This window comes from Marivita sp. GX14005 (assembly GCF_023370775.1).
Lineage (GTDB): Bacteria > Pseudomonadota > Alphaproteobacteria > Rhodobacterales > Rhodobacteraceae > Marivita.
Map to the genome: position 1 here is coordinate 1 of NZ_JAMCCQ010000005.1, position 26,927 is coordinate 26,927.

Consider the following 26,927-nt stretch of genomic DNA (forward strand, 5'->3'; position numbering starts at 1 on the left):
GGAAAACGCATTTTGAAGGCCAAGCCGTTCCGGTTTGGCCTTTTTTGCGTTTGGGCCCGATACGCCGCCCTTTCCATGCCGACGCATGCCGACCGGTCGTCCGGCGGTTGACATTCGTCGCACGCGCCGATGCAATCGGCCCGAAACAATGACCTGAAGGAAGATGCACCATGGCGGACGGGACGTTTGCGGCTTTGTTGTTGATCGCCGGGTTGACCGATATGGGGATGTCCCATTGCGGCACGGATGAGGGCTGTCTTGGCCGTTCGGAGGTCACGCCGCGCCTGTCGATCTCGGGCGGGCAAGTGCTGGAGAGACAAGCTGATGCAGCGGCCGAGGTCTATCTGCGCTACGATACGCGAACGAAGTTCGGGCCGTTCGGCACCGCGGCGGGGTTGTCCCTTGGCGAGAATGGCGAAACCTGGATCGGCTATGGCGCCACCTATGCCCATTTCTTCGGCCAAAGCGGTGCCTATGCCGAATTGCATGCCATGCCGGGGCTTTATTTCGACAATGGCGGTTTCGATCTGGGCGGTGAGGTGGCGTTTCGCTCCGGTTTGGAATTGGGATACGAGACTGTGCGCGGTTGGCGCGTTGCGCTGAGTTACGATCACCGCTCCAACGCGGGGCTCTACGACGAAAATCCGGGCGTCGAGACTGTCCAGCTCAAGCTGTCGATCCCGTTGAATTGACGCCATGGCGGATTGGATCGCGGTCGAATGGCGCGGTGCGCACTTGCGGATCTGGGGGATGTCTCGGGCCGGCGAGGTGCGGTCTTCGCGGGAAGTCGGCGCAAGTGGCGCTGAAAAGCCGACCGATATCGTGGATGCGTTGACCGCCGTTTTAGGAGAAACGCCGAGCGTGCCGATATTGGCGAGCGGTTTGCCTGCGTTGATCGAAGATCCCGAGCGGGGATACGTGCCGGTTCCCTGTGCGCCGCCCGGTCTGGCGAACGCCGTGAAGTGTCAAGGGGTGGGGCTCGATCTGTGGCTCCTGCCCGGTCTTCGGCAAGCGCAGCCGACGGATTTGACCAAAGGGGCGGAGACCCGGATCAAGGGCTATCTCGCGCTCAATCCTAAGTTCGACGGGGTGATCTGCCTGCCCGAAGCGCAGACCGTCTGGGCGCATATCAGTGCGGGCGAGATCGTTAGTTTTCGCAGTTTCCTGACCAGCACACTGCGCGATTGTCTTGCCCAAAGCAGGCTTTTGGGCGGCGCGGTCTCGGCAGATGCGTGGGACGAGGCCGCCTTTGTCGAAGCGGTGGCCGGGGCGATGACGCGCCCGGCAGAGATGGCGGCGCGGCTGTCTTCGTTGCGGGCCGCGCATGTGCTCGGGTCGGCGGATTCCGGGCAGGAAGCCGCGCGGCTTGCCGGCGTGTTGATCGGGGTCGAGCTTGCGGCCGCGCGCCCCTATTGGCTGGGCCAGCAGGTCGCGCTTGTTGGCGAGGACAAGCTGTGCCGCGCCTATGCCGCTGCGCTCGGGGCGCAGGCGGTGCCGGTGGAGCGGACTGATGCGGACCGTATGACGCTTGAAGGGTTGAAGGCAGCCTTTGCCGAGGCCTGAGCCGCGCGCCGGCGTCAGGCCAGAAGCTCGACCAGATGCGCCGCCGATCCGGTCAGCGCGGCGTAATCATCGGTTACGAGATGCACGGGAAACTGCGCCATGAAATCGGCGAAGCGGCCCTTGTCCATGAAGGCCGCGTGAAACCCCAAAGCGTCGAGGTGGGGCGCGAAATGCCTCGCCACGCCGCCGCAAAGATAGACGCCGCCGAAGGGCAGGTGAACCAGCGTCAGGTTGCCTACCGCTCGCCCGAGCATGCGCACGAAGATGCACGCCGCCTCGTGGGCGCGCGGGTCGGTGCCATCCTCCAGCGCCTGCATGATGGCGGACGCCTTCAGCGCGCGGCTGTCACGCGCTTCCTCGCCGAGCCACGCATAGATGCGTTCGAAACCGCGCCCCGACACGATGTCTTCGAGCCCCGGCGTGCCGTGGCGCGATGCGATCCAGTCCAGCAGGCGCAGTTCGGTATCCGTCTGCGCGGGCAGGGAGACGTGGCCCGCCTCGGATGGCGGCACCAGCGTGCGATCCCCGAGCCGGTAGACCGCGGCGGCGTTCATGCCCGTGCCGACCCCGATCACCAGCCGCGCGGCGCGTTCGCTTGCGGATCGGCCGGGGCGGATGGTCTGCACCGCGTCGAGATCCAGATGATCGATCGCATGGCCCTGCGCCTGCAGATCGTTCAGCACGGCAACGGTGCGCGCGCCCGTCGCTTCGGCCACGGCGCTGCGGGTGACGATCCAGTCGAGATTGGTCAGCTCGCCCACCCCGTCGCGCACCGGGCCGGCCATGGCGACGCAGGCGGCGTCCGGTGTTTCCGGGCAATCGGCCATATAGGCGCGCAGAACCGCGCCGAGATCCGGATGATCGGCGTTGCGGAAACGCCGGATCGTGTCCTCGCGCACGCGCGCGCCGCGCGTCAGGGCAACGCGGGTGTTGGTGCCGCCGAGATCGGCGACGAGGGCGGTCAGGTCTCGGGTCATGTCAGGTCCGGGTCAGCGCGACTGTCAGGGCGTGATAGGAGGATTTGGGCGTGCGGTCCAGAGTGTCGAAATCGACATGCACCAGCCCGAAGCGTTTATCATAGCCAAGCGCCCATTCGTAATTGTCGAGCAGGGACCAGATGAAATAGCCCTTGACCGGCACCCCTTCTGCCAGGGCTTGGCGCACCATTGCGACATGGGCGTCGAGATATGCGATCCGGTGCGGATCGTCGATCCGGCCATTCTCGATGATATCAGGCGCGGCCATGCCGTTCTCTGTCACATAGAGCGGGAGATCGCCTGTATAGTCGCGTGCGGTACGGATGAGGAAATCGTAAAGCCCTTGCGGATAGATCTCCCAATCCATGAAGGTTTTGTCGAGCGGGCCTTCGATCTCGTGATGATGCGGCCAGGGGCCATCGTTCGGCGCGATCACCTTGCGGGTGTAATAATTGATCCCGCACCAATCGAGCGGGGCGCCGATCACGTCGAAATCGTCGTGCCATCCCTTCGGCATATGCGGGCCGAGCCCCTGCATCACGTTGTCCGGGTAGCATCCCTTGAACACGCCCGACAGGAAGAAGCGGTTGTAATAGCCGTCGTAAAGCGCTGCGGCGTCGCGTGCGGCCTCGCTGTCATCGGCGGGACTGGCCCATTCCAGGTTGAACACGCCGCCGAGGTTATCCAGGCCTAGCGCGCGCATCGTCTGGATCGCCCGGCCATGGGCCAGAAGGACATGGTGCATCGCGTGCGCCGTGGCGCGGATGTCTCGCAGGCCGGGCGCGTGCTGGCCGAGGAAATGCGACAGCCAGCCAACGCACCACGGCTCGTTGATCGGCGCGACCGAAAACATCCGGTCACCGATGCGGCGCATGATGATCTCTGTGTAATCGGCGAACCAACCGGCGATATCGCGGTTGCGCCAGCCGCCCAGATCGGCGAGCGGCGCGGGCAGTTCCCAGTGGTAGAGCGTGGCGCAGGGTTTCAGCCCGCGCTCCAGCAGCGCGTCGGCCAGCCGGTCGTAGAAATCGAGCCCCTCTTCGTTGACCGCGCCGCGCCCTTCGGGCAGCACCCGTGCCCAGCTTGTCGAGAAACGATAGGCATCGAATCCGGCCCGCGCGACCAGATCGAAATCCTCAGCGAAGCGGTGGTAATGATCGCAGGCGATATCGCCATTTTCGGCCCGCACGACATTGCCGGGCGTTGCGGCGAAGCTGTCCCAATGGGTCGGGCCGGCCCCGCCGAAGCTATGGCCTTCGGTCTGGTAGCTCGATGTGGCCGTGCCGAACAGGAAGCCTTCGGGGAAATCGGCGCGGGTGAAATTCAGCATCGTTGGATTCCTTCAGCGCGGCGCCGGGCCGGTCGAGCGGCCGATGATCAGGTCGGCCTCCAGCAATTGCGATCCGGGCGCATCCTTCGGCCTTGCGATCAGCGACAACAGCATGTCCGCCGCCTGCCGACCGGCTTGGCGCACCGATGAGCGCAGCGCTGTGAAGATCGGCACGTCATCGCCGTTCTGCAAATAGCTCAACTCGTCGTCAAAGGTGATCACCGACACGTCGCGCGCCAGTGTCAGGCCCGCCTCGTGAACCGCGCGGCGTACGCCGATGGCAGTGATGATAGAGGAGCACAGGAACGCGGTCGGCGCATCGCCGAGCATCAGCATTTCCCTGGCGGCGCGATAGCCATAAATCTCGGTCATCTCGGCGCTGCGCATCAGCGCGGGGTCGGGCGCAAGCCCCTGCGCGGCCAGCGCGCGCTCATATCCGCTGCGGCGGCGGAAGGCGTAATCCATATGCTCCAGCCCGTTGAGCAGCCCGATCCGCCGATGCCCCAGTTCGATCAGGAATTGCGTGCCGCGCTCGAACGCGCCGCGATTGTTCACATCGACCCAGGAATAGGGCAGGTTCACATCGGTCGAGCGCCCATGCACGACAAAGGGCAACCCGATCCGCGACAGCATCGCGATCCGCACATCGTTGATGACCGGGCCGTGAACGATGATCCCATCAACCATCCCGCGCGAGCGGATATCCTGATAGGCGCTCGCCTCGTCGCGGTCCGCGATGAGTGACAGCACCATGTCATAACCTTCGCGGCTGTAGATCTCCCCGGCGCCGGCGATGAAATCGCCGAAAACCGGATTGACCATCTCGTGTTGGGTCGACACCGGGATCACGTGCCCAATCGCCATGGAACGCCCCGTGGCGAGGCCCTTTGCACGCGTGTTGGGACGGTAGTTCAGATCCTGCGCTGCTTTGAGCACGCGCTGCCGTGTCGCCTCGCTGACCTCCGGATAGCCGTTGAGCGCGCGGCTGACCGTGGTTTGCGAGAGCTTGAGGTGCTCGGAAAGTTGCTTGAGATTCACGGGTTTTCCAAAGCGCTTTGAAAGAGGTTGCGCGATTAACGCATAAATTCGTGAGTGTGGGAACCCTGTTTTAGCGCTAAACGCAAGCTGACTTTCATGATATGATTGACAAGATCGCGTGGCTGCACGGATTGACAGAAGGTGTGAATTGCGCGACGCTGCGCCATCCAAAGCGCTTTGGAGTGATTCCGGGGCGAAGCCAACAAAGCGCGGCACTCGCGCAATTCGGGAGGACTTTCATGCAAAAGACACTCACATCCGGCACCGCGATTCTCGCGCTCTGTGCCGGGGCCGCCTCTGCCGAGGATTTGACGGTGTTCGGGCCCTGGCTCGGCCCCGACCAGGCGATGGTCGAAGAGGTGCTGGCCGATTTCGCGGAAAAATCCGGTCACAATGTCAGCTATGTCGGCTCCGACAGTTTCGAGCAGCAGATCGTCGTCGATGCCGAAGCGGGCTCCGCGCCGAACGTATCGGTGTTTCCGCAGCCGGGGCTTGCCTCCGACATGGCGAAGCGCGGTTTCCTGACGCCGCTCAAGGATGGCACCGCCGACTGGATTCGCGAAAATTACGCCGCCGGGGAGTCGTGGGTCGATCTTGCGACATTCGAAGGGCCGGATGGCGAGGATCATCTCTATGGCCTGTTCTACAAGGTCGATGTGAAATCGATGGTCTGGTATGTGCCGGAAAATTTCGAGGATGCGGGCTACGAGATTCCCGAGACGATGGAAGAGCTCAAGGCGCTGACCGAGCAGATCGTCGAGGATGGCGAAACGCCCTGGTGCATCGGTCTGGGATCGGGCGGCGCGACCGGCTGGCCGGCGACCGACTGGGTCGAGGACATGATGCTGCGCACGCAGCCCCCCGAGGTCTATGACCAGTGGGTGAACAACGAGATTCCCTTCGACGATCCGCGCGTTGTTGCCGCGATCGAGGAATTCGGCGCCTTCGCGCGCAATGACGATTATGTGGCGGGCGGTGCAGGGGCTGTGGCCTCCACCGATTTCCGCGACAGCCCCAAGGGTCTCTTTGCCGCGCCGCCGCAATGCTACATGCACCGCCAAGCGTCCTTCATTCCGGCTTTCTTCCCGGAAGGCACCGAGGTCGGGTTCGACGCGGATTTCTTCTATCTGCCCGCTTATGAGAACAAGGATCTCGGCCAGCCGGTGCTGGGCGCCGGCACGCTTTGGGCGATCACCAACGAAAGCGAGGCGGCGCATGATCTGATCGCCTATCTACAGACGACCGACGCGCATGAGATCTGGATGGCCAATGGCGGCTTCCTGACGCCGCTTCAGGGTGTCGACAGCTCCAAATTCGTGGACGAGCCGACCGCCAAGATGAACCAGATCCTTCTCGATGCCACGACCTTCCGCTTCGATGCGTCCGACCTGATGCCGGGCGGCGTGGGTGCCGGCACGTTCTGGACGGGCATGGTCGATTACGCCGGCGGCGCGGATGCTGAAAAGGTCGCGAGCGACATCCAGGACAGCTGGGACGCAATCAAATAGCGTTTTGCGAAAATGCAGGGTCGTCCGCCGTATAGGGCGGCCCGTAGCCCCAAAAACGCAAAGCCACGGCGCAGCTTCCGGGAGGGACGACATGAACCCCGCAATACAAGGTCTCGTGACCATTGCCATCGGTGTCGGCGGCTGCCTGGCGTATTTCTATTTCTCCAACCAGTTGCTCGACAAGGTGGTGTTTCCGGCGCGCGGGACGAACGCAGGAAAGAACATCAACCGTGCCAACATGGTGCGGCCATGGCTCTTCCTTCTGCCCGCCATCCTCGCGCTGGGGCTCTATCTTGCCTATCCGGTGTTCGAGACAATCCGCCTGTCGCTGACCGACCGCGATCAGGGCGGGGCGTTCGTGGGGCTGGCGAATTACCAGCAAATGGCGTCGGAGCCGAAATTCTGGGAAGCGATGCGCAACAACATGCTTTGGCTCATCGTGGTGCCGGCCCTGTCCACCGCCTTCGGACTGCTGGCGGCGCAGCTCACCGACCGGATCAAATGGGGCAATATCGCCAAATCGCTGATCTTCATGCCGATGGCGATTTCCTTCGTCGGCGCGGCGGTGATCTGGAAGCTGGTCTACGATGCGCGCCCGCCGGGAACCGAACAGATCGGCGTTCTCAACGCGGTCTATGTCTGGATGACGGGCAATGATCCGCAGCAATGGCTGACGATCCCGATCTGGAACAGTTTCCTTTTGATGATCGTCCTGATCTGGATCCAGACCGGCTTTGCCATGGTGATCCTCTCGGCCGCCCTGCGCGGCATCCCCGAGGAAACCATCGAGGCGGCCATCGTGGACGGAGCCAGCCCGTTGCAGATTTTCTTCAAGATCAAGATCCCGCAGATCGCCGGCACGATCGTGGTGGTCTGGACGACGATCACGCTGGTGGTTCTCAAGATTTTCGACATCGTGTTCGCCATGACCAACGGGCAATGGGAAACGCAGGTTCTGGCGAATTACATGTTCGACAAGCTCTTCCGCGCGAATGACTGGGGTGTCGGATCGGCCAGCGCCATCGTCATCATGCTGCTGGTCACGCCGATCCTTGTCTGGAACGTGCGCAATGCCCGCAAGGAGATGCGCTGATGGCCCGCGCTCACAAGGAGGCAAGTTGTGGATAACATCGCCGGAACCAAATCCTCGCTGACATGGGCGGTGCATATCTCGGTCGCGCTGCTGGTCATTCTCTGGCTCTTTCCGACGGTGGGGCTTTTCGTGTCTTCCTTCCGCACGGCGGATCAGATCTCATCGTCGGGCTGGTGGAAGGCGCTTTTCCCGACCGAGCAGAGCCTTGTCGTGCGCGCCGCTGGTGCGGATGCGCAGGAATTGCAAAACGGTGTCTACGTGATCGAGGGCAATCTCTTCACCGGAGAGAACCTGCCTGAAGGCATCGACATGTCCGCCTGGGGCACGTCCTCACGCGATGTGGGCGCCTATGCCCCCGGCGACACGGCAGAGCTGCGCCGTGGCGGGACGATCACGGTCGAGGCCAATGGCGATTACCGCATCGAAAGCGCCGAGGAAATCGGCGGCAACCGGGGCCAGCGCGTGTTCGTCACCGCCGAATTGCCGCCCGATTTCACGCTGGCCAATTACGAGCAGGTGCTTTTTTCCGGCGACCGGACGGACAGCATGGCAAAGGCGTTCTTCAACACGCTGACGGTGACGATCCCGGCGACGATCATTCCCATCGTGATCGCGGCCTTCGCGGCCTATGCGCTGGCCTGGATGGATTTTCCCGGTCGCGCGCTGCTGATCGCGGCGGTGGTGGGGCTCTTGGTGGTGCCGCTGCAACTGGCGCTCATTCCGCTGTTGAAGCTTCACCTCAATATCGGCATCGGCAAGGGATATCTCGGCACATGGCTGGCGCATACCGGCTTCGGTTTGCCTCTGGCGATCTATCTTTTGCGCAATTACATGGTCGGTCTGCCGCGTGACATCATCGAGAATGCGCGGGTGGACGGAGCGACCGAATTCCAGATCTTCACCAAGATCATCCTGCCGCTCAGCTTCCCGGCGCTGGCCAGTTTCGCGATCTTCCAGTTCCTCTGGACCTGGAACGACCTGCTGGTCGCCAAGGTGTTCCTGATCGACGCGACGGGGCAGACCACGGTGATGACGAACCAGATCGTCGAATTGCTGGGCACGCGCGGCGGCAATTGGGAAATCCTCGCCACAGCGGCCTTCGTGTCCATCGCGGTGCCGCTGCTGGTGTTCTTCGCGATGCAGAAATACCTCGTGCGCGGGCTGCTGGCCGGATCGGTCAAGTAGACGCGGCACGTGGGCGTTATATCTAACACATCAGGCCCAAAACGGGCCGAACCAGAGAAAGACAAGACATGAGCGTTGCACGGATCAAGGCGGACGAGATGCCCGCGATGGATCGGGACTGGTGGCGGGGGGCGGTGATCTACCAGATCTATCCGCGCAGCTTCCAGGACAGCAATGGAGACGGGATCGGCGACCTTCTGGGCATCGCGCAGCGGCTGCCCTATGTCGCCTCGCTCGGCGTCGATGCGGTCTGGATCAGCCCGTTCTTCACTTCTCCGATGAAGGATTTCGGCTATGACGTCAGCAATTACTGCGATGTCGATCCGATGTTCGGCAGCCTCGCCGATTTCGATGCGGTCATTCATACCGCGCATCAGCACGGGATGCGGGTGATGATCGATCTGGTGCTGAGCCACACATCGGACCAGCACCCGTGGTTCCAGCAAAGCCGGCTGAGCCGCGACAATGACCGGGCGAACTGGTATGTCTGGGCCGATCCGAAACCGGATGGCACGCCGCCGAACAACTGGCTGTCGATCTTCGGCGGGCCGGCCTGGCAATGGGATGGCGGGCGTGAGCAGTATTACCTGCACAACTTCCTGACCTCGCAACCCGATCTGAACTTTCATGAACCCGCCGTTCAGGACGCGTTGCTCGACGTCGCGCGGTTCTGGCTGGACCGCGGCGTCGATGGCTTCCGGCTCGATACGATCAACTTCTACATGCATGACGCGCAGCTTCGCGACAACCCGCCGCTGCCCCCCGAGATGCGCAACGCCACCATCGCGCCGCGTGTGAACCCCTATAACCACCAGGAACATCTCTACGACAAGAACCAGCCGGAGAACCTCGATTTCCTGCGCCGCTTGCGCGCCGTGATGGAGCCTTATGGTGCCGCCGCCGTCGGCGAGATCGGCGATGCACAGCGCGGGCTGGAATTGCTGGGCGAATACACCGCCGGCGACGATCTGATGCAGATGTGCTATGCGTTCGAATTTCTCGGCAATGCCCGCCCTTCGGCACGCGAGGTGGCGCAAGTGCTCAACCGGGTGGACGAGGTTGCGACCGATGGCTGGCCTTGCTGGGCGTTTTCGAACCATGACGTGACGCGTCATGCGACGCGCTGGGATCTCGATCATGCGGGCGTCAAGCTGATGGCGACGCTCATCATGTGCCTGCGCGGCTCTACCTGCCTTTACCAGGGCGAGGAACTCGGACTGCGCGAGGCCGAGGTGGCCTTCGAGGATCTGCAAGACCCTTACGGCATCGAATTCTGGCCCGAATTCAAGGGCCGCGACGGATGCCGGACGCCGATGGTGTGGGAAGCGTCGAACCAGAATGGCGGCTTTTCGACCGGCATGCCCTGGCTGCCGGTCAGCCATGAGCATCTGCAGCGCACCGTCGCGCATCAGGAAGAGGATCCGGCGGCGATCCTGCATCACTACCGCCGTGTCATCGCGTTTCGCCATGCCCACCCGGCGCTCGCCCGGGGCGATGACGGCAAGGTGAACGCGACCGGGCCCATCGTGCATTTCACGCGCAGCCACGAGGGGCAGACCATTTTCTGCGCCTTCAACTTGAGCGACGAGCCGGCGGTGATCGACATGCCGCAAGGCGCCTGGACGCAGATCGGGCAGGAGCTGGGCAGCATCGGCCCGCAGCCTGACGGCAAGCTGCATCTCGGCCCGTGGCAACCCAGCCTCGCGCTGAAAATGAAAGCCTGATCGAACGGGACAGGGGAGGGACGATATGGCCAATCTCAAGCTGACGGATGTTGAAAAGACCTATGCCGGTTCGGTGAACGTGCTGAACGATATCAATCTGGAGATCGAGCAAGGGGAGCTGATCGTCTTTGTCGGCCCGTCCGGCTGCGGCAAGTCGACCCTCCTGCGGATGATCGCGGGGCTGGAGAAGATCACCGGCGGCACGCTGGAAATCGACGGCGAGCGCGTCAACGACATGCCGCCCGCGATGCGCGGGATCGCCATGGTATTCCAGTCCTACGCGCTTTATCCGCATATGACCGTGCGCGAGAACATGAGTTTCGCGCTCAAGATCGCCAAGAAGCCGCAATCCGAGATCGACGCAGCGGTGGACCGGGCGGCGAAGATGCTGCAACTGGACGAATATCTCGACCGTCTGCCAAAGGCGCTTTCGGGCGGGCAGCGGCAGCGTGTGGCGATCGGGCGGTCCATCGTGCGCGATCCGAAGGTCTATCTGTTCGACGAGCCGCTTTCCAACCTCGATGCCGCGCTGCGCGTGGCGACGCGGATCGAGATCGCGCAGCTCAAGGAGCAGATGCCGGAATCGACGATGATCTATGTCACGCACGATCAGGTCGAGGCGATGACCCTCGCCAGCCGCATCGTCGTTCTGGCGAACAAGGGCATTGCGCAGGTGGGCGCGCCGCTGGAGCTTTACGAGCGGCCCAATAGCGAATTCGTGGCGCAATTCATCGGCTCACCGGCGATGAACCTGCTGCCGGGCGAGATCGTCGGCACCGGCGCGCAGACCAGGGTTGCAATGGAAGGTGGCGGCGTCGCGGTGTCGGACTACCCGACCACCGAGGCGGATATGGGGATGAAGGTGACTGTCGGCGTGCGGCCCGAGGATTTCGACGAGACGGCGGGCGAGTATATTTTCGAAGGCCGTGTCGATATCACCGAGGCGCTGGGCGAGGTGACGCTGCTTTATTTCGAGGCCCGGAATGGCGCGGAGCCGGTGATCGGCAAGCTGCCGGGCATCCATGCCGATCTGCGGCGCAAGCCGGTCAAGCTGGGCGCGCGGCCGGAGAAGGTGCATCTTTTCCACGAAGGGCGGTCGCTGCTTTATCGTTAGGCAGAAAGGGGGGCGCTGCCCCCCGGCGCGAAGCGCCTCCCCCCGAGATATTTTTGAAACAGAGAAGCCTTATTCGGCGGCTTTCATCTGGAAGCCCTTTTCAAGCATGTCCGACGGCTCGACCGGGTATTCGCCCGAGAAGCAGGCATCGCAATATTGCGGGCAATCGGCGTCGCGGCCCGACGCTTCGCCGACCGCGCGGTAGAGCCCGTCGAGCGAGATGAAGCGCAGGCTGTCCACACCCAGATGATCGCGCATCTCGGTCTCCGACATCGTGGCGGCGAGGAGCTTTTCGCGCTGCGGCGTGTCCACGCCGTAAAAGCAGGGCCAGGCGGTGGGCGGAGAGGCGATGCGGAAATGCACTTCGGCCGCGCCGGCATCGAGGATCATGTCCTTGATCTTGCGAGAGGTGGTGCCGCGCACCACGCTGTCATCGACGAGGATCACCCGCTTTCCCTTGATCAGCGCGCGGTTGACGTTGAGCTTGAGCCGCACGCCCATGTTGCGGATCTGCTCGGTCGGTTCGATGAAGGTGCGGCCCATATACTGGTTGCGGATGATCCCCATGCCATAGGGGATGCCCGACTCGAACGCGAAGCCGATGGCCGCCGGCGTGCCGCTGTCGGGGACGGGGCAAACGAGATCGGCGTCCACCGGCGCTTCGCGGGCCAGTTCGACGCCGATTTGCCGACGGGTTTCATAGACCGACCGGCTGCCGATGATGCTGTCGGGGCGCGAGAAATAGACATGCTCGAAGATGCAGAAGCGCGGCTTGCGGGGGCGGAAGGGGCGCACCGATTCGACACCGTGTTCGGCGGTGATGACGACCATTTCGCCCGGTTCGATTTCGCGCACATATTCCGCGCCGATGATGTCGAGCGCGCAGGTTTCCGACGACAGCGCCCAGCCGTCGCCGATCCTGCCCAGCACCAGCGGGCGCACGCCGAGCGGATCGCGCACGCCGATCAGCTTGGTGCGGGTCATCGCGACGACCGAGAACGCGCCTTCCACGCGGCGCAGCGCGTCTTCCATCCGCTCGGGGATGTTGCGTTGCAGTGATCGGGCCATCAGGTGGATGATGCATTCGCTGTCGGACGAGCTTTGAAAGATCGAGCCGCGGTCGATCAGTTCGCGTCGCAGCGCTTCGGCATTGGTGATATTGCCGTTATGGGCAATCGCCGCGCCGCCCATGGAAAATTCGCCGAAGAAGGGCTGCACGTCGCGCATCTGCGTCTGGCCCTTGGACCCGGCGGTGGAATAGCGCACATGGCCGATGGACAGCGCGCCCGGCAGGGTTTCCATCAGTTTCTGAGAGGTGAAATTATCGCGCACATAGCCGAAGCGGCGGGCGGAATTGAAGCCGTGCTCCGGCGCGTAGGAAACGATGCCGCCGGCTTCCTGACCGCGATGTTGCAGCGCGTGCAGGCCGAGCGCGACGAAATTCGCCGCATCGGCCACGCCGACAACGCCGAAGATGCCGCATTCTTCCTTCAGCTTGTCATCGTCGAACGGATGGGCGAGGGGCATTTGGGCGTCGGACACGATGGACCTCCGAATCCGGGGCGGAAGATTGCCCCCCTCTTAAGCGCGCGAGCCGCGTGTGTCACGGCCTGATGGATCACGTTTCGTTCGCGGCAGGTGCATCGCAGACGCCGACAAGGCTTTCATATTGCGCTGTGATCCATCCGAGGGCCGCTTCGGGGTTCTGGTTCTCGATCTGGCCGGTCATGCGGCTGAACACGGCGGCGGAGCGGCTGTCATCGATCATCGGCACGTCCTGCGCGGTGATGACGACCTCGTAGACGAAAAACGCGATGGCGACGAGCAGCACCCCGCGCACGACGCCGAAGAGAAAGCCGAAACCCTGATCCACGCCGCCAAGCGCCGAGCGCTGCACGAGCGAGGAGAAGAGCGGTGTCAGGAAGGACATGATGACCAGCGCGATGGTGAAGACGACGGCGAAGCCGCCGATCACCGAAAGCTCGCAACTGCCGGCCATGAATTCGCCGATCACAGGGATTTCCGACATCAGCGGGCGCAGTTGCGGGCCGAACATGAAACCGACGATGGCGGCGGCGATCCAGCCGAGAATGGCGAGCGTCTCGCGCACGATGCCGCGCGAATAGGCCAGCAGCGCCGAGAGAACGATGATGACGGCCACGATGGCGTCAATAATGGTGAACCCTTCCAACGATCTCTCGCCCTTCTGTTATTTGCCTTGGCTCAACCGGCGCCGAACACGTCGCCGACGAAACTTGTCAGTGCGTCGATTTCGGTAACGTCGATCCCGCCCTTGGGCAGCGCCTTGCCCCCCTTTGGCACGATTGCGGCGGAAAAACCAAGTTTTTGCGCTTCTTTCAAGCGGTTTTCCGTTTGCCCTACGGGGCGTAGCGCGCCGGAGAGGCTGATTTCGCCGAAAACCACCGTCTCGGCGGGCAGGGCTACATCCTCGCGCGCGCTCAGAAGCGCAGCGGCGACGGCCAGATCGGCGGCCGGTTCGCTCACCTTCATGCCGCCGGCGACATTGAGATAGACATCCATGCCCGCGAACGGGATGCCGCAGCGGGATTCCAGCACCGCCAGTATCATCGCCAGCCGTCCGCCATCCCAGCCGACGACGGTGCGGCGGGGCTGGCTATGCGGCGTGGGCGCGACAAGTGCCTGGAATTCGACCAGCACGGGGCGCGTGCCCTCGATTCCGGCGAACACCGCCGATCCGGGCGTCGGCGCGCCGCGTTCGGACAAAAAGAGCGCGGATGGGTTGGACACCTGCGCCAGCCCTTCGCCCGTCATCTCGAAGACGCCGATCTCGTCGGCCGGTCCGAAGCGGTTTTTCACCGCGCGCAGGATACGGAACTGGTGACCGCGTTCGCCCTCGAAATAGAGCACAGTGTCGACCATGTGTTCGACAACGCGCGGCCCCGCGATCTGTCCGTCCTTGGTGACATGGCCGACCATGACGACGGAGGTGCCGCGCCTTTTGGCAAAGCTGGTCAGCTCATGCGCCGAGGCGCGCACCTGCGACACGCTGCCGGGCGCGGAGGCGACGTTGTCGGCCCACATCGTCTGGATCGAATCGATGATCGCCAGGTCCGGCTTTTCGGTCTCCAGCGTCGTGAGGATGTCGCGCAGGTTGGTTTCCGTCGCCAGCTTCACGGGCGCATCGCGCAGGCCCAGCCGCGCGGCGCGCATGCGCACCTGCGCGCTGGCTTCCTCGCCCGAGATATAGACGACATTCAGGCCCGCGCGCGCGAAGGCGGCGGCGGCCTGCAGAAGGAGCGTCGATTTGCCGATCCCCGGATCGCCCCCCACCAGCAGTGCGGACGCAGGGACCAGTCCGCCGCCCAGCACGCGGTCAAGCTCATCGAGCTTTGACATGGTGCGCGGGGGCGGCGTTTCGGTGCCCGACAGATCGCCCAGCGGCAGGGCGCGGCCCTTCGATGTGCCGAGCGTCTTGGAGGCAGGGCCGGCGGCAAGCGGCACTTCCTCGACGATCGAGTTCCATTCACCGCACGCATCGCAGCGGCCCGACCACTTGGTCGTGCTGTTGCCGCAGCTCTGGCAGAGGAAGGTCGCGTTTTTCGCCATGCCGTTGCTTGTGGCGCAAGCTGCGGGGCGCTGCAAGCGGCAGCCGGCGGGGCGTGCCTATTCGGCAGCGCGCCGCGCCAGAAGCGCAACGATGCGATTGTCGGAATCGTCGGGAAAGGTCGCACCGGGGTTGTGCGCGGGATCGTCCCAGACCTCGACCTGGGCTTGCGTGACGATTTCGGTCGGCTCTTCCGCGACCGGCTCGGCGGCGTAAAGTTCGGGAAGGATCTCCGACAATTCCTCGCAAAGCCGTTCAAGCTGCGCCCGCGCGACGCTTTCCTCGATCTCGACCTTGTCCACCCAGACGCGCATTTCAGCGGCGGTGGCCTTGGCCTCTGCGAGCCTTGCGTTGAACTCCTCGATTTCCTGCTGGCGCTGGATCAGGAAATCGCGCGCACGGGCGACGCTGCGGTCCGAATAGGTCTGTGCAAGCTCGCGCGAGACATGGCTCATCTGGCTGGCGACCTCGAGAACGGCCGGTTCCAGTTCGGCCAGATCGGGGTGATCGCGCAAGAAGGCGATGCGTTCGCGAACCGAATCGAATTCGGAGCGCATGTTGAACACGCCCTCGCGGTCGGCGGCATGGGACAGACGGTAGGCACGGGCGACATCCTCCATCGCGATCTGGAACCGGCGATGCGACGTCTCCAGCGCCATGATCCGGCTGTTCGCGGGCAGAAAGAAGCACAGGGAAAGCGCCAGCGCGGTGATGCCGCCCTGCACAACATGCCCGGCTTGAGGATAGGCGTAGCCCCCAAATATTGCGGTCATTTCCAGCCAGGGCGCATAGCCGAACAGGCAGGCGAGTGTGTAGCCGGTCAGCCCGAGCGCCAGAGCGGCCAGCAGGACAAGCGCCAGATGTTGCATGAGCCAGACTGCCAGAACCGAAATTGAACGCAGATGAGCCATTGTTAAAATCCCCCAATAAAAATCTCGCAAACAGACAATATCGGCGAGTTTACGCCGATACTAAAATTTCCCATACTGTTTTTTAACGATTTTTTTCGCGGCTCGCGAAATTTGGCATCAATCCCGCCCGCGAAGGCGGATTGTTTCGCGCCGATTGACGACAGGCGTCAGAGCCGCGTGGCAATCCAAAGGCCAAGAAATACAGCAAGAAGCGTGCCATGCGCCCAGTCGATCCAGCGCCACCGGCGTCCGGGGAAAAGCAGGCTGGTCGCAAAGAGCGCCGACGCGATAAGCGGCAACACCGTCCCGCCGCTCGTCGCCAGAAGCCGCGCGATCTGCGGATAGAGCGGCAGCGATTGCAGGTTCAGCGCTGGGGCGAGAATGGTCAGGATCGCCGCGAGGCACAGCGCCAATGTCAGGGCCGCAGGAACGCGCGCTGGGCCGCGCCCACCGATCAGACGCAGAAGCGCGAGCAGCGCCAGAACCTCGAAAAACACGAAGCGCTGCACGAAGATATAGGCCAGCAGGACAGGCGTGGGATCGAAGAAGGTCATGGCGGGCTCCGGCGTTACCCGCCGATATAGTGCCGGCGATAGCGCGCACCAAGCGCGGTGAGAATTTCATAGCCGATGGTGCCCGCCGCGTCGGCCAAGGCGTCGATGGATTGATGCGGTCCGAGCAGTTCGACCCTGTCCGGCACCTCGCGCAGCGCGCCGACATCGATGCCGATCAGATCCATCGAGATGCGGCCGACGATCCTGCAGCGCGTTTCATTCGCCCACACATTAGCCTTCGGTCCCATCGCGCGTATGATCCCGTCGGCATAGCCTGCCGAGATCGTGGCGATCCGGCTCGGCACGCGAGCGACCCAGGCGTTGCCATAGCCCACCGATTCCCCCGGATCGACGTCGCGCACCTGTATGACCGGCACGGTCAGCGCCGCCACGGGCGCGGCGTCAACGAAAGGCAGCCCGCCATAAAGCCCGATACCGGGGCGCGTCATCTCGAAATGATACTCTGCCCCGAGCAGCGTGCCGCCCGTGGCCGCAAGCGAGCGCGGCGCGTCGATCCCGTCGGTCATCTGGCGGAAGGTCCGCAGCTGAAACTCGTTCATGCCGTGGCCGGGTTCGTCCGCGCAGGCCAAGTGGCTCATCACCAACACCGGTCTTTGCCGCAGCGCGATATCGCGCAGGGCCGCCCATTCGGCAGGCTCCATGCCGAGCCGGTTCATGCCGCTGTCGAGCTGGATGCCGAAGGCATGGCCGGGCAACGCCTCGACATGGCGAAGCATCTGGTCGATGGAATTGAGCATCGGCACCAGATCGGCATCGCGCAGCAGCGCGGCATCGCCCTCCATATGCCCGCCATAGACGCAGATGCGCGGGCCGGGGCCGAGCGCGTGGCGCAGGCTTGCGCCTTCCTCGGCCTGAGCGACGAAGAAGGTGCGCGCGCCGGCATCGGCAAGCGCCGGTGCCACGCGCGATGCGCCCAATCCGTAGGCATCGGCCTTGACCACCGCGCCGGTCTCGCCCGCGTTCATCGCGGCGAGCGCGCGCCAGTTGCCGCGGATCGCATCCAGATCGATTGTGAGTTGCGCCTGTGCCATATGCGGCTCATCGCCATCCACGCGCGGCGGGTCAAGCGATAAAGCCGCGCCTGCGCTACGAATTTGCCATTGTGACGCAGGCGCGGCATGGCTAAGGCGACGGGCATGATGGATCGAAATTTCGAAGCCGCGCTGGCGGCAAAGATCGACGGCAAGACCAAACCGCTTGGCGCGCTGGGCCGGATGGAGGCTCTGGCGGCGCAGGTGGCGCGGGTGAAAGGCACATTGACGCCAAGGATGCAAAGCTGCGCGCTGACCATATTTGCGGCCGATCACGGCATCGCGCGGAGCGGGGTGTCCGCCTATCCGGCAGAGGTGACGCGGCAGATGGTGCTCAACTTCGCAACCGGCGGGGCGGCGGCCAATGTGTTTTGCGCCGTCGCCGGGGTGGATCTGCGCGTGGTCAACGCGGGCGTTCTGGGCGGGCCGTTCGATCTGCCCGGCGTGCTCGACCACCCGATCGCGGAAGGCACGGCCGATTTCCGGGCAGGCCCTGCGATGAGCACGGCGCAGCGCGACACGGCGCTCGGGATCGGCTGCGAGCTAGGGCAGGACGGGGCGGTCGATGCGGTCGCTTTCGGCGAGATGGGGATCGGCAACACCTCTTCGGCCACGCTGATCGCGCATAAGCTCACCGGGCGCGATATCGATGATCTGACGGGGCGCGGCACGGGGCTGGACGATGAGGGTCTGAGGCGCAAGCAGGCGCTGTTGCGCGAAGCGGCGGCACGCTGCCCGGCACTGCGCGATCCGGCGGAGGTGCTGGCCGAATATGGCGGGTTCGAGATCGCCATGATCGCCGGCGCGATGCAGGGCGCCGCAGATGCCGGGCGGCTCGTTCTCGTGGACGGCTTCATCGCCGGCGCCGCCGCGCTCATTGCCGTGCGCATGACGCCCGAGGCGCGCGGCGCGATGGTGTTCGCGCACAGATCGGCAGAGCCGGGCCATGATGCGATTCTCGAAGCGCTGGACGCCGAGCCGCTGCTCGATCTGAACCTGCGGCTGGGCGAGGGCACCGGCGCGGTGCTGGTTTGGCCGGTCGTCAAATCCGCCGCCGCGATGCTGAACGACATGGCGAGTTTTGAAAGTGCCGGCGTGTCGGGCAAGGCATGAGTGCGCGGGCAAGCGAATGGCAGGTTTTCCTGCTCGCGGTGCAGTTCCTGACCCGCCTACCCGTGCCGCGCGATCTGCCGTTTTCGAATGCGCTGCTGATCCGCGCGACGCGGTATTATCCTTTGGTCGGCGGGCTGATCGGTACGGTTGGCGCCCTCGTGCTGTACGGGGCGGCGCAGGTCTGGACGATGGGCGTTGCGGTGCTCTTGTCGGTGGCGGCGACGATCCTGATCACCGGCGCGTTTCACGAGGACGGGCTGGCCGATGCCGCCGACGGGCTGGGCGGCGGGCTGACCCGCGAGCGCGCGCTCGAGATCATGCGCGACAGCCGGATCGGCACCTATGGCACGGGGACGCTGGGGCTGGTTCTGGCGCTGAAAGTCGCTGTGCTTGCGGCGATGACGCCGGGCGGGGCCGCCGCTGCGCTGATCGCCGGGCATATGCTGAGCCGCATGGCCACGGTGACGATCATCGCCACGCATGACTATGCCCGCGAAACCGGCGCGAAATTCGTGGCGCCGACGGTGTCGCGGGGCGGCTTTCGTTTCGCGCTTCTGGCGAGCGCGCTGCCGGGTCTTTTCGCGCTGCTCTGGTTCGGGTTCGGTGCGACCCTCACCGCGCTGGCGGTGGGCGCTTTGGCGGTTCTGGGCTTTCGCCGGATCTTCCTGCGCAAGCTGGGCGGCTATACCGGCGATTGCCTCGGCGCGGTGCAGCAATTGGCGGAACTGGGGTTCTATCTGGGGCTGGCGGCGTGGCTCTGACGCTGCTGCGGCACACCGCGCCGGAGGTTGCGCGCGGCACCTGTTACGGGCGCACCGATCTTGCGCTGGCGGAGAGTTTCGAGCGCGACGCGGAAGCGGTGCTGCGCGCCATCGCCAAGCCCTCGCATCTTCTGACCTCGCCTCTGGCTCGCTGCCGCAGGCTTGCCGAGCATATCGGCGCGCATCTGTCTCTTGAGCCGATACGCGCAAGCGATTGGATCGAGATGGATTTCGGAGCCTGGGAAGGGACGCCCTGGGACGCGATCCCGCGCCATGAGCTGGATGCCTGGGCCGATGATTTCCACGATTTCGCGGGCCATGGCGGCGAGAGTGTCGCGATGCTGGAGCGCCGGATCTGCGCCGCGCTGGAGGCGACGCCGGAGGGTGCGCTGGTCGTCACACATGCCGGTTGCATCAAGGCGGCCTGCGCCATTCTGGGCGTGGCGGATGGCTGGCAGACGCAAACGCCCTTCGGCGGGATGGTCAGGCTGCCCTGATCACATCTCCTCCGCGCCCTGCTGCCACGGCTTGATGAGGTTGCCGAAACGGGTAAAGCGGCCCTCGAAGCTCAGCTCGACCGTGCCGATAGGGCCGTGGCGCTGCTTGCCGATGATGACCTCGGCTTTGCCATGCAGGCGCTCCATCTCGTCCTGCCATGCGGCCATCTTTTCCAGCTCATGATCGCCCGGTTTCTCGCGTTCCTTGTAGTATTCCTCGCGGAACACGAACATCACCACGTCGGCATCCTGTTCGATGGAACCGGATTCGCGCAGGTCCGACAGTTGCGGGCGCTTGTCCTCGCGGCTTTCGACCTGACGGCTAAGCTGTGACAGGGCGATCACCGGGATATCGAGCTCCTTGGCGATCGCCTTGAGGCCTTGCGTGATCTCGGAGACCTCGTTGACGCGGCTGTCCTTGGCCGACGCGGGGCGGACGAGTTGCAGATAGTCCACCATCAGCACATCGAGCCCATGCGTCCGCTTGAGCCGCCGCGCGCGTGCGGCAAGCTGGCTAATCGGCAGGGCGGGCGTGTCGTCGATATAAAGCGGGCAGGCTTCGAGCGATTTGGCGGCATCGACGAAACGGCGGAACTCGGCTTCGGTCATGTCGCCGCGCCGGATCTGTTCCGACGGCACCTCGGAGGCTTCCGACAGAATCCGCGCGGCCAGCTGCTCGGCGCTCATCTCCAGCGAATAGAAGCCGACAACGCCGCCTTCGACCGTGCCCTCGGTGCCATCCGGGCGAATGCCCCTGCGATAGGCCTTGGCGATGTTGAACGCGATGTTGGTGGCAAGCGAGGTTTTCCCCATCGACGGACGCCCGGCGAGGATGAGCAGGTCGGACGGGTGCAAACCGCCCAGCTTGCGGTCCATATCGGTCAGGCCGGTGGAAATGCCCGCAAGCCCGCCCTCGCGTTGATAGGCGGCGTTGGCGACGTTGACCGCGTCGGTGACCGCCTTGAGGAAACTCTGAAAGCCGCTTTCGCTGCGGCCCTGTTCGGCCAGCTTGTAGAGCGCCTGTTCGGCCTCCACAATCTGCTCGCGCGGCTCGGAGGCGACATCGACCTTGGCGGCCTTGCTGGAAATGTCGCGGCCCAGCGCGATCAGGTCGCGGCGCACGGCAAGATCGTAGATCATCTGCGCATAGTCGCGCACCGCGAAGGAGGAAATCGCGGCGCCCGCCAGCCGCGCGAGATAGGCCGGCCCGCCGAGTTCCTTCAGCCCCTCGTCATCCTCCATGAAGGCCTTGAGCGTGACGGGTGAGGCAAGGTTGTTCTTGGCAATGCGGGCGGAGACGATATCGAAGATGCGCGCGTGGACGGGATCGTAGAAATGCTGCGGCCCGATGATCGATGCGACGCGGTCGAAAATGTCGTTATTGGTCAGGATCGCGCCCAGAAGCTGCTGCTCGGCCTCGACGGAATGGGGCATGGTTTCGGGGTTCTGAATCTCCGCGCCGGTCGGATTGAATGCGGTGATCTCGTTCATTGCCTGCCTCATGCTGATCCCGGTGACGGACCTACCCAATTCCGGGCGTCAAAGCAAAATGTATAACCTGTGGATAAGGCCATAGCACGAATTTCATGGCTCATGTTGCGTCAGTTTCACCCGCGCCGCCGATATCTTGTGAGATCCCGCCAAGCCTGTGTTCCCCGCGACACGCGGGAAACAGCCATTCATACGCGCGACATTTTGCGCATCCAAACGGTTTTTAGCGGCGCGCGTCCTGCCACGCGCGAGGATCGTTGAGGAAGTCCTCGACCTCGCGCAGGGTCTGCGAATCGAAGGCCGCCTGCGCCTTCGCCTCGGCCAGAACGTCCCACCATGTGCACAGGTGATGCAGGCTCACGCCGTGATCGCCGAGCGTCTTTTCGGTTTCGGGGAAGATGTCGTAATAGAAGATCACGGCCGTATGCGCGCAACTCGCGCCGGTTTTGCGGATGGCGTCGACGAAGGACAGTTTGGAGCCGCCATCCGTGGTCAGATCCTCGACCAGCAGCACGCGCTGGCCCTCGCTCATGTCGCCCTCGATCCGTGCGTTGCGGCCATAGCCCTTGGGCTTCTTGCGCACATAGGTCATGGGCAGGGCCATGCGTTCGGCGACCAGAGCGGCGAAGGGGATGCCCGCCGTCTCGCCGCCGGCGATGTTGTCGAAGGCCTCGAAGCCTGCATTCCGCATGACCGTGACGGTCAGGAAATCCATCAGCGTGGCGCGGATGCGCGGGTGCGAGATCAGCTTGCGGCAGTCGATATAGGTCGGGCTGGGCAGGCCGGAAGCGAGGGTGAACGGCTCCTGCGGCCGGAAATTCACTGCCCCGATCTCGAGCAGCATCCGCGCGGTCAGGCGGGCGATTTCTTCGGCAGGCGGGTAGGAGGTCGGGATCATGGCAGGCTCCGGCTGTTTTCGCCCGCTCTAGACGGTTTCGCGCCGGAGGGAAAGCGCGGCGGGACCGCGCCGCTGCAAGCTCATTCGGGATATTGCGCGATGCAGCTTTGTACACCAGCCGCCGCCTGACGGCGCAGCTGCGGCAGGATCTTGCGGTATTCGGCCACCTTCTGCCGCTCGTTCGCGGCGTCGATCGGCACCGGCGTGGTTTCGGTGCGGTACTGGGTGGATGGGCAGGAATAGGGGATCATCACATCCGAATTCGGATCGTCGCGATAGCAGGTGTTCTGAACGGTGTAGGGCACGCTTTGCGAATGCAGCGCATAGCCGCGCGCGATATTCGTCTGCGCCGTGGCGAGCGCGGCCTCGGCGGTGCGGTATTGCTCGTTGGCCTGCGAGATGCACTGCTCTCGCGGGGTGGCGCAGCCGGCGATGCCCAGCGCGGTCAGGGCGAGAAGCGGGTTGCGAAGCGCAGCTTTCATAGGGGATCACCTGTATAGGAATTTATGTCGTCGCGCCGCGATAGCAGTGAGGGCGCGGGGCCGGTGTGCCGAACTTCACCCGCCGCGCTGCGCTCATGTCTGGACCTGCCAGAGCAGCGGAAAGCCCGGATCGAAGAGCGTGACCGGCCCGTCTTCGGTGACGATCCGTTCGGCGTAGGACACGGGCGCGCCCTTGGTGAGGGTGATGCGGTCCTCGTTGACCGGCAGGCGGTAAAAGCGCGGGCCGTTCAGGCTGGTGAAGGCTTCGAGCCTGTCCAGCGCGCCTTCCTCCTCGAACACATGGGCGAGGATCGAGAGCGTGTTCGGCGCGGTGAAACATCCCGCGCAGCCGCAGGGCTGCAGCTTGTTCGCGTCGGTATGCGGCGCGCTGTCGGTGCCGAGGAAGAATGTCGGATCGCCGGAAGTGGCGGCACGGCGCAGCGCAAGGCGGTGTTCCTCCCGCTTTGCGACGGGCAGGCAGTAGTAATGCGGTTTGATCCCGCCAGCGAGGATGTGGTTGCGATTGATGACGAGGTGATGCGTGGTGATCGTCGCGCCCAGATCGGGTCCGCCATCGGAGGCGTATTCGACGCCCTGCATCGTGGTGATATGTTCCATGACCACCCGCAATCCCGGCGTTGCCTTGCGGATCGGATCGAGCACGCGGTCGATAAAGACCGCCTCGCGGTCGAAAATGTCGATGTCGCTGTCGGTGACTTCTCCATGCACGCAAAGCGGGCAGCCGATCTCGGCCATGCGTTCCAGCACCGGACGCACCTTGTCGAAATCCCTGACGCCGCTGGCCGAATTTGTGGTCGCCCCGGCGGGGTAAAGTTTGACCGCCGTGATCAGCCCGCTCTCATGCGCCCGGGCAAGATCCTCCGGGTCCGTCTGCTCGGTCAGGTAAAGCGTCATCAGCGGCTGGAACCGCGCGCCTTCGGGAAGGGCGGCCATGATCCGGTCGCGATAGGCGGCCGCGTCGGCAGCCGTCACCACGGGCGGAACGAGGTTCGGCATGATGATGGCGCGGGCGAAATGGCGCGCGGTTTCAGGCGTCACGGCGCGCAGCATGGCGCCATCGCGCAGATGCAGGTGCCAATCATCGGGGGTGCGAAGCGTCAGCGTGTCGGTCATGCGCTTGCCGTTAGCATGGCGGGCGAGGCGACGCCAGAACGCATGCGCCGATCATCCGCACGTCAGGCGGGGTTACGACGCGGCTTCTTCATCGTCGCTGTCGTCGTCCGGGCAGTCGCGCGCATTGCGCAGTTTCTTGAGCTTGCGCCGATAGCGCGGTGCGCCCCAGTGATCCACGATATAGGCGCAGACGGCTTCGGCCATGTAGGGGCGCTCCGTCTCGTCGATGGCGCTGAAAAGGCGCTTGCAATAGCTGACGTGGTCGCGCCGTTTGCGGTAGAGAGCGGCGAACCGGGCCGCGTCCAGCGTGCCGGCGGAGGCGCTGTGCACAAGATCGTTCAAAACACCCATCCGCGCCAGATGCGATTGCATCCCGCCGCCCAGATGGCGGGCGCGGAACCTGGTGATTCCGCCGCGCTCGAACAGGGCCGAATGCATGGCGTCGAGCGGTTTCTGCGGATCGTAGATGATATACGCGCGCTCCGCCGCTTCGAGCATGTCGGGGGCAAAACCGTATCGGTCGGTGAAATCGAGCTTGCGCATCTCGGTAAAGCGGTCGTCCCATTCGGTCACGCGCGGATCGAGCGTCGCCTGCGGCTCCAGCGCGATCACCGTGGCGCCGGGCGCGGTAACCGAAAAGGCGCAGGCGGCATAGCCGCACGGTCCGGCCCCGTAGAAGATCACCTGATCGAAATCCTCGAAAAAGCCGTCATCGGTAAGCTGGTCGAAGAAGCCGTAAACCTCTCCGTCGCGGAACCATGTATCGCGCATCGAAATCACCGACAGGCAAGACCATCCCTTCTCCCGCGCGATATCGAACCCGTCGGGACGCGCGTCTTCCGAAAGCGCCTGTATCGCGGGCAGCGACTCGAAGCTGACCAGCAGCGTGTCGCCTTCCTCGATGAAGGTGGCGTTGTGGCGCTTGCCAAGCGGCTCGAAGAAGCCGAAAGTTTCGCCCAATGCCCTCATCTCGTCGATCCATTGTGCGGGGCGCAGATCGGTCAGAGATATATGATATGGCCGGGTCGTATCCTGCATCGTCAAAGCATCCTCGCTACGTCTTGCCCGCTGCCCGGTTTCCTTCCGGCAGGTCTTTTTCTCGAAAGGAAACTATCGGGGGAATCGGGCAGAATTGCGCCCAAAAGCCGCGAAGACTATGAAGTTTCGCGCGGATCGGCCGCGCCTTTCAGGGCGCGCGAGATGAGCAGATCCGCCGTTTGCTCCGGCACCGGGCGCGACGGGGCGGCCATCATCAGGCGACCGTAAAGATCGCGGAAACGATCCTTCAGCAGAAGCGCGGCAAAGCGGTTCTTCCGCCAGTCGACGGCGCGGGCGTGAAGATCGGCGAGCACCGGATCGCGCGCAAGCGCATCGCGGATCGGCGCGGCGCGATCCCAGAGCGGCAGGGCCGTGCGGTCCTCTTCGATATTCAGGTTGCGCTCGATCCAGTAGTCGAGACCGAGCGTGTCCTTGGCATGAACCCCGCGCCCGCGGTCGGATTTGAGCACATAGCTTTCCACCGCGCCGAGCGGGTAATGGTTGAGCTGAACGAGCGCGTGCTGGTTTTGGCGGTAGTCCGAAAAAACGCGCCCCGTCGCCATCTCCGGCCCCAGCGCGCGGCCCGATCCGTCGAACCAGCGCGCATCGGCAAGCCGCGCGGCGACCGGGTTGCGGGGCCGGTGGATGCCGAGATTTCGATAGGTCCGGTCATTGCGATAGAGCGTCTTGAACATCGCCGCGCGCCAGGGCCAGCGCAGGATGCGCGGCGCAGCGTGGATGAACTGCAGCGGCACGGGGCGATCCTCATAGGCGATGACGCCGGCATTGCCGAAATTGCGCCATGTCAGGGTGATCGCCGTCGCCTCTGGAAGCGCGTCGATCAGGGCGGGCAGGGTGCGGCCAGCGACATGGACGTTCGCAAATTCGTCGATATCGAGCGTGACCAGCCAGTCGGCGCGGCGCACGGCATCGGCTTTCGCGGCAAGCTTGAGCCCGCTGAACTGCACGCCCCCCTTGCCATAGGGCGGCGCGTTGCGAATATGCTCCAGCCATCCCAGTGCCGCGAGCCGGTCGAGCATCGCGTCGCTGCCATCTGTGCATTCGTTCGAGACAACGACGAAATCCGTCACGCCCATCGCGCGGTGCCATGCCAACCAATCGAGCAGGAACGCGGCCTCGTTGCGGATGCACAGAACGGCGGTGATGGTCACGAAAGGCTCCGGGCCGGAATGGTGGGCGCGAGCCTGTCAGACACGCGGTGCAAGGTCAATTCCGCCACGTCTGCGGCGCGGGCCGGACTTGACGTATTCGGTCTTTCGAATATAAATACATGCGAGACTCAGAATATATCAAGAAGGAGCGTCGCATGACACTCAACTGGAAAATCGGCGGGCTGCTGCTGGGAACGGTGTTCTTTGCCGCCGTGCTGCTCGTCAAGCCGATCGGGGTGTCGACGCAGTTCGTCATTCTCGACGGGATCATCGCGGATGCCGTCAATCCCGGTTTCATCACTCAGACCGAAGAGGGCTACACCTCGACCAATGCCTATATGGCCAAATCCGGCGGAAAATACGCGGCCAACGCGTCCAATCCGCTGAATTACAGCTTCGTCTTCGTGCTTGCCATGGCGCTGGGAGCGTTCCTGTCCTCGCGGCTGCGCGGCGGGATCGACAAGCTGGAACGGGCCGCGCCGGCGATCTGGCGGGCCAATTTCGGCGACACGCCCTGGAAGCGCTATGGCGTGGCCTTCCTTGGCGGGTTCATTGTGCTTTACGGCGCACGGCTCGCGGGCGGATGCACCTCGGGGCACATGATGTCGGGCATGATGCAGACGTCGCTTTCGGGCTACATTTTCGCGCTGGGCGCTTTCGCGGCGGCCATTCCTACCGCCATGCTGATGTATAAGAGGGGCTGAAC

26 protein-coding genes are annotated in these 26,927 nt (G+C 64.1%); 11 read left to right on the top strand and 15 right to left on the bottom strand.

All coding sequences use genetic code 11. The features are described from left to right. The first annotated feature begins 170 nt into the window (after positions 1-170). Positions 171-692 carry an acyloxyacyl hydrolase gene (locus M3465_RS13915; protein WP_249502381.1) on the top strand — a complete coding sequence of 174 codons (522 nt, stop codon included), beginning with the start codon at positions 171-173 and terminating at the stop codon, positions 690-692. A 4-nt stretch (positions 693-696) separates the two neighbouring features. Continuing rightward, positions 697-1,563: a 2-dehydro-3-deoxygalactonokinase gene (locus tag M3465_RS13920; RefSeq protein ID WP_249502382.1), complete on the top strand. Its 867-nt coding sequence runs from the start codon at positions 697-699 to the stop codon at positions 1,561-1,563. 14 nt (positions 1,564-1,577) lie between these two features. Here M3465_RS13920 and M3465_RS13925 read toward each other — a convergent pair whose 3' ends face one another. Genes M3465_RS13925 through M3465_RS13935 form a run of 3 tightly spaced genes read right to left on the bottom strand, consistent with a single transcriptional unit; the run spans position 1,578 to position 4,908 of the window. Beyond that, complete coding sequence (locus tag M3465_RS13925; RefSeq protein ID WP_249502383.1) at positions 1,578-2,540, bottom strand: glucokinase; 963 nt, start codon at positions 2,538-2,540, stop codon at positions 1,578-1,580. Between the two features lies 1 nt (position 2,541). After that, positions 2,542-3,870, bottom strand: coding sequence for a GH1 family beta-glucosidase (locus tag M3465_RS13930; protein ID WP_249502384.1), 1,329 nt, complete (start codon positions 3,868-3,870; stop codon positions 2,542-2,544). A gap of 12 nt (positions 3,871-3,882) precedes the next feature. After that, positions 3,883-4,908, bottom strand: a complete 1,026-nt coding sequence (locus M3465_RS13935; RefSeq protein WP_249502385.1) for a substrate-binding domain-containing protein — start codon at positions 4,906-4,908, stop codon at positions 3,883-3,885. 239 nt (positions 4,909-5,147) lie between these two features. On the opposite strand from M3465_RS13935, the gene M3465_RS13940 reads away from it, so the two are divergent. The 5 genes from M3465_RS13940 (at position 5,148) to M3465_RS13960 (ending at position 11,532) form a co-directional block, all read left to right on the top strand. After that, positions 5,148-6,416, top strand: coding sequence for an ABC transporter substrate-binding protein (locus tag M3465_RS13940; protein ID WP_249502386.1), 1,269 nt, complete (start codon positions 5,148-5,150; stop codon positions 6,414-6,416). A gap of 91 nt (positions 6,417-6,507) precedes the next feature. After that, entirely contained in the window at positions 6,508-7,509 is a 1,002-nt protein-coding gene (locus M3465_RS13945) for a carbohydrate ABC transporter permease (protein ID WP_249502387.1), read from the top strand. Between the two features lie 27 nt (positions 7,510-7,536). After that, the gene (locus M3465_RS13950) at positions 7,537-8,694 is read left to right on the top strand and encodes a carbohydrate ABC transporter permease (protein WP_249502388.1); all 1,158 of its coding nucleotides are present in this window, start codon (positions 7,537-7,539) and stop codon (positions 8,692-8,694) included. 68 nt (positions 8,695-8,762) lie between these two features. Then, positions 8,763-10,418 (top strand): alpha-amylase family glycosyl hydrolase, encoded by a 1,656-nt coding sequence (locus M3465_RS13955; protein ID WP_249502389.1) that lies wholly within the window; start codon positions 8,763-8,765, stop codon positions 10,416-10,418. A gap of 25 nt (positions 10,419-10,443) precedes the next feature. Continuing rightward, positions 10,444-11,532 carry an ABC transporter ATP-binding protein gene (locus M3465_RS13960; RefSeq protein WP_249502390.1) on the top strand — a complete coding sequence of 363 codons (1,089 nt, stop codon included), beginning with the start codon at positions 10,444-10,446 and terminating at the stop codon, positions 11,530-11,532. A 69-nt stretch (positions 11,533-11,601) separates the two neighbouring features. Here M3465_RS13960 and purF read toward each other — a convergent pair whose 3' ends face one another. From purF to alr, 6 genes are all read right to left on the bottom strand, one after another. Then, the gene (purF, locus tag M3465_RS13965; RefSeq protein WP_249502728.1) at positions 11,602-13,059 is read right to left on the bottom strand and encodes an amidophosphoribosyltransferase; all 1,458 of its coding nucleotides are present in this window, start codon (positions 13,057-13,059) and stop codon (positions 11,602-11,604) included. Between the two features lie 91 nt (positions 13,060-13,150). Further along, positions 13,151-13,723 (bottom strand): CvpA family protein, encoded by a 573-nt coding sequence (locus M3465_RS13970; protein WP_249502391.1) that lies wholly within the window; start codon positions 13,721-13,723, stop codon positions 13,151-13,153. A gap of 32 nt (positions 13,724-13,755) precedes the next feature. Beyond that, positions 13,756-15,120, bottom strand: a complete 1,365-nt coding sequence (gene radA, locus M3465_RS13975; protein WP_249502392.1) for a DNA repair protein RadA — start codon at positions 15,118-15,120, stop codon at positions 13,756-13,758. Positions 15,121-15,177: 57 nt separating this feature from the next. Then, entirely contained in the window at positions 15,178-16,029 is an 852-nt protein-coding gene (locus M3465_RS13980; RefSeq protein ID WP_249502393.1) for a DNA repair protein, read from the bottom strand. Positions 16,030-16,196: 167 nt separating this feature from the next. Beyond that, positions 16,197-16,583 (bottom strand): hypothetical protein, encoded by a 387-nt coding sequence (locus M3465_RS13985; RefSeq protein WP_249502394.1) that lies wholly within the window; start codon positions 16,581-16,583, stop codon positions 16,197-16,199. A gap of 14 nt (positions 16,584-16,597) precedes the next feature. Beyond that, entirely contained in the window at positions 16,598-17,635 is a 1,038-nt protein-coding gene (gene alr, locus M3465_RS13990) for an alanine racemase (protein ID WP_249502395.1), read from the bottom strand. An 87-nt stretch (positions 17,636-17,722) separates the two neighbouring features. On the opposite strand from alr, the gene cobT reads away from it, so the two are divergent. Genes cobT through cobC form a run of 3 tightly spaced genes read left to right on the top strand, consistent with a single transcriptional unit; the run spans position 17,723 to position 20,006 of the window. Next, entirely contained in the window at positions 17,723-18,748 is a 1,026-nt protein-coding gene (gene cobT, locus M3465_RS13995) for a nicotinate-nucleotide--dimethylbenzimidazole phosphoribosyltransferase (protein WP_249502396.1), read from the top strand. Further along, the gene (cobS, locus tag M3465_RS14000; protein WP_249502397.1) at positions 18,745-19,509 is read left to right on the top strand and encodes an adenosylcobinamide-GDP ribazoletransferase; all 765 of its coding nucleotides are present in this window, start codon (positions 18,745-18,747) and stop codon (positions 19,507-19,509) included. Before cobT ends, cobS begins: the two co-directional genes overlap by 4 nt. Continuing rightward, positions 19,500-20,006 (top strand): alpha-ribazole phosphatase family protein, encoded by a 507-nt coding sequence (cobC, locus tag M3465_RS14005; protein WP_249502398.1) that lies wholly within the window; start codon positions 19,500-19,502, stop codon positions 20,004-20,006. The genes cobS and cobC overlap by 10 nt, the downstream gene beginning before the upstream one ends. On the opposite strand, the gene M3465_RS14010 is transcribed toward cobC, so the two are convergent. The 6 genes from M3465_RS14010 to M3465_RS14035 form a co-directional block, all read right to left on the bottom strand. Next, positions 20,007-21,497 carry a replicative DNA helicase gene (locus M3465_RS14010; RefSeq protein ID WP_249502399.1) on the bottom strand — a complete coding sequence of 497 codons (1,491 nt, stop codon included), beginning with the start codon at positions 21,495-21,497 and terminating at the stop codon, positions 20,007-20,009. 223 nt (positions 21,498-21,720) lie between these two features. Continuing rightward, on the bottom strand, positions 21,721-22,395 hold the full coding sequence (locus M3465_RS14015; protein WP_249502400.1) for an orotate phosphoribosyltransferase: 675 nt from the start codon (positions 22,393-22,395) through the stop codon (positions 21,721-21,723). Between the two features lie 80 nt (positions 22,396-22,475). Then, positions 22,476-22,877 carry a hypothetical protein gene (locus M3465_RS14020; protein ID WP_249502401.1) on the bottom strand — a complete coding sequence of 134 codons (402 nt, stop codon included), beginning with the start codon at positions 22,875-22,877 and terminating at the stop codon, positions 22,476-22,478. A 93-nt stretch (positions 22,878-22,970) separates the two neighbouring features. Continuing rightward, positions 22,971-24,011 (bottom strand): dihydroorotase, encoded by a 1,041-nt coding sequence (pyrC, locus tag M3465_RS14025; RefSeq protein ID WP_249502402.1) that lies wholly within the window; start codon positions 24,009-24,011, stop codon positions 22,971-22,973. A 72-nt stretch (positions 24,012-24,083) separates the two neighbouring features. Further along, positions 24,084-25,049: a phosphoadenosine phosphosulfate reductase gene (locus M3465_RS14030; RefSeq protein WP_249502403.1), complete on the bottom strand. Its 966-nt coding sequence runs from the start codon at positions 25,047-25,049 to the stop codon at positions 24,084-24,086. Positions 25,050-25,165: 116 nt separating this feature from the next. Then, entirely contained in the window at positions 25,166-26,221 is a 1,056-nt protein-coding gene (locus M3465_RS14035; protein ID WP_249502404.1) for a glycosyltransferase family 2 protein, read from the bottom strand. A 119-nt stretch (positions 26,222-26,340) separates the two neighbouring features. Here M3465_RS14035 and M3465_RS14040 point away from each other — a divergent pair, with 119 nt between their 5' ends. After that, positions 26,341-26,925 carry a YeeE/YedE thiosulfate transporter family protein gene (locus M3465_RS14040; protein ID WP_283255065.1) on the top strand — a complete coding sequence of 195 codons (585 nt, stop codon included), beginning with the start codon at positions 26,341-26,343 and terminating at the stop codon, positions 26,923-26,925. Positions 26,926-26,927: the final 2 nt, after the last annotated feature.

What these genes read in the sequence shown, in the direction of transcription:
- M3465_RS13930 (WP_249502384.1), bottom strand. Translation starts at nt 3,870, where the DNA reads ATGCTGAATTTCACCCGCGCCGATTTCCCCGAAGGCTTCCTGTTCGGC.
- pyrC (WP_249502402.1), bottom strand. Translation starts at nt 24,011, where the DNA reads ATGACCGACACGCTGACGCTTCGCACCCCCGATGATTGGCACCTGCAT.
- cobS (WP_249502397.1), top strand. Translation starts at nt 18,745, where the DNA reads ATGAGTGCGCGGGCAAGCGAATGGCAGGTTTTCCTGCTCGCGGTGCAG.
- radA (WP_249502392.1), bottom strand. Translation starts at nt 15,120, where the DNA reads ATGGCGAAAAACGCGACCTTCCTCTGCCAGAGCTGCGGCAACAGCACG.
- M3465_RS14020 (WP_249502401.1), bottom strand. Translation starts at nt 22,877, where the DNA reads ATGAAAGCTGCGCTTCGCAACCCGCTTCTCGCCCTGACCGCGCTGGGC.
- alr (WP_249502395.1), bottom strand. Translation starts at nt 17,635, where the DNA reads ATGGCACAGGCGCAACTCACAATCGATCTGGATGCGATCCGCGGCAAC.
- M3465_RS13925 (WP_249502383.1), bottom strand. Translation starts at nt 2,540, where the DNA reads ATGACCCGAGACCTGACCGCCCTCGTCGCCGATCTCGGCGGCACCAAC.
- M3465_RS13955 (WP_249502389.1), top strand. Translation starts at nt 8,763, where the DNA reads ATGAGCGTTGCACGGATCAAGGCGGACGAGATGCCCGCGATGGATCGG.
- M3465_RS13920 (WP_249502382.1), top strand. Translation starts at nt 697, where the DNA reads ATGGCGGATTGGATCGCGGTCGAATGGCGCGGTGCGCACTTGCGGATC.
- M3465_RS13940 (WP_249502386.1), top strand. Translation starts at nt 5,148, where the DNA reads ATGCAAAAGACACTCACATCCGGCACCGCGATTCTCGCGCTCTGTGCC.
- M3465_RS14010 (WP_249502399.1), bottom strand. Translation starts at nt 21,497, where the DNA reads ATGAACGAGATCACCGCATTCAATCCGACCGGCGCGGAGATTCAGAAC.
- M3465_RS13945 (WP_249502387.1), top strand. Translation starts at nt 6,508, where the DNA reads ATGAACCCCGCAATACAAGGTCTCGTGACCATTGCCATCGGTGTCGGC.
- M3465_RS13915 (WP_249502381.1), top strand. Translation starts at nt 171, where the DNA reads ATGGCGGACGGGACGTTTGCGGCTTTGTTGTTGATCGCCGGGTTGACC.
- M3465_RS13980 (WP_249502393.1), bottom strand. Translation starts at nt 16,029, where the DNA reads ATGGCTCATCTGCGTTCAATTTCGGTTCTGGCAGTCTGGCTCATGCAA.
- M3465_RS13985 (WP_249502394.1), bottom strand. Translation starts at nt 16,583, where the DNA reads ATGACCTTCTTCGATCCCACGCCTGTCCTGCTGGCCTATATCTTCGTG.
- purF (WP_249502728.1), bottom strand. Translation starts at nt 13,059, where the DNA reads ATGCCCCTCGCCCATCCGTTCGACGATGACAAGCTGAAGGAAGAATGC.
- M3465_RS14030 (WP_249502403.1), bottom strand. Translation starts at nt 25,049, where the DNA reads ATGCAGGATACGACCCGGCCATATCATATATCTCTGACCGATCTGCGC.
- M3465_RS14040 (WP_283255065.1), top strand. Translation starts at nt 26,341, where the DNA reads ATGCGAGACTCAGAATATATCAAGAAGGAGCGTCGCATGACACTCAAC.
- M3465_RS14015 (WP_249502400.1), bottom strand. Translation starts at nt 22,395, where the DNA reads ATGATCCCGACCTCCTACCCGCCTGCCGAAGAAATCGCCCGCCTGACC.
- M3465_RS13960 (WP_249502390.1), top strand. Translation starts at nt 10,444, where the DNA reads ATGGCCAATCTCAAGCTGACGGATGTTGAAAAGACCTATGCCGGTTCG.
- cobT (WP_249502396.1), top strand. Translation starts at nt 17,723, where the DNA reads ATGGCTAAGGCGACGGGCATGATGGATCGAAATTTCGAAGCCGCGCTG.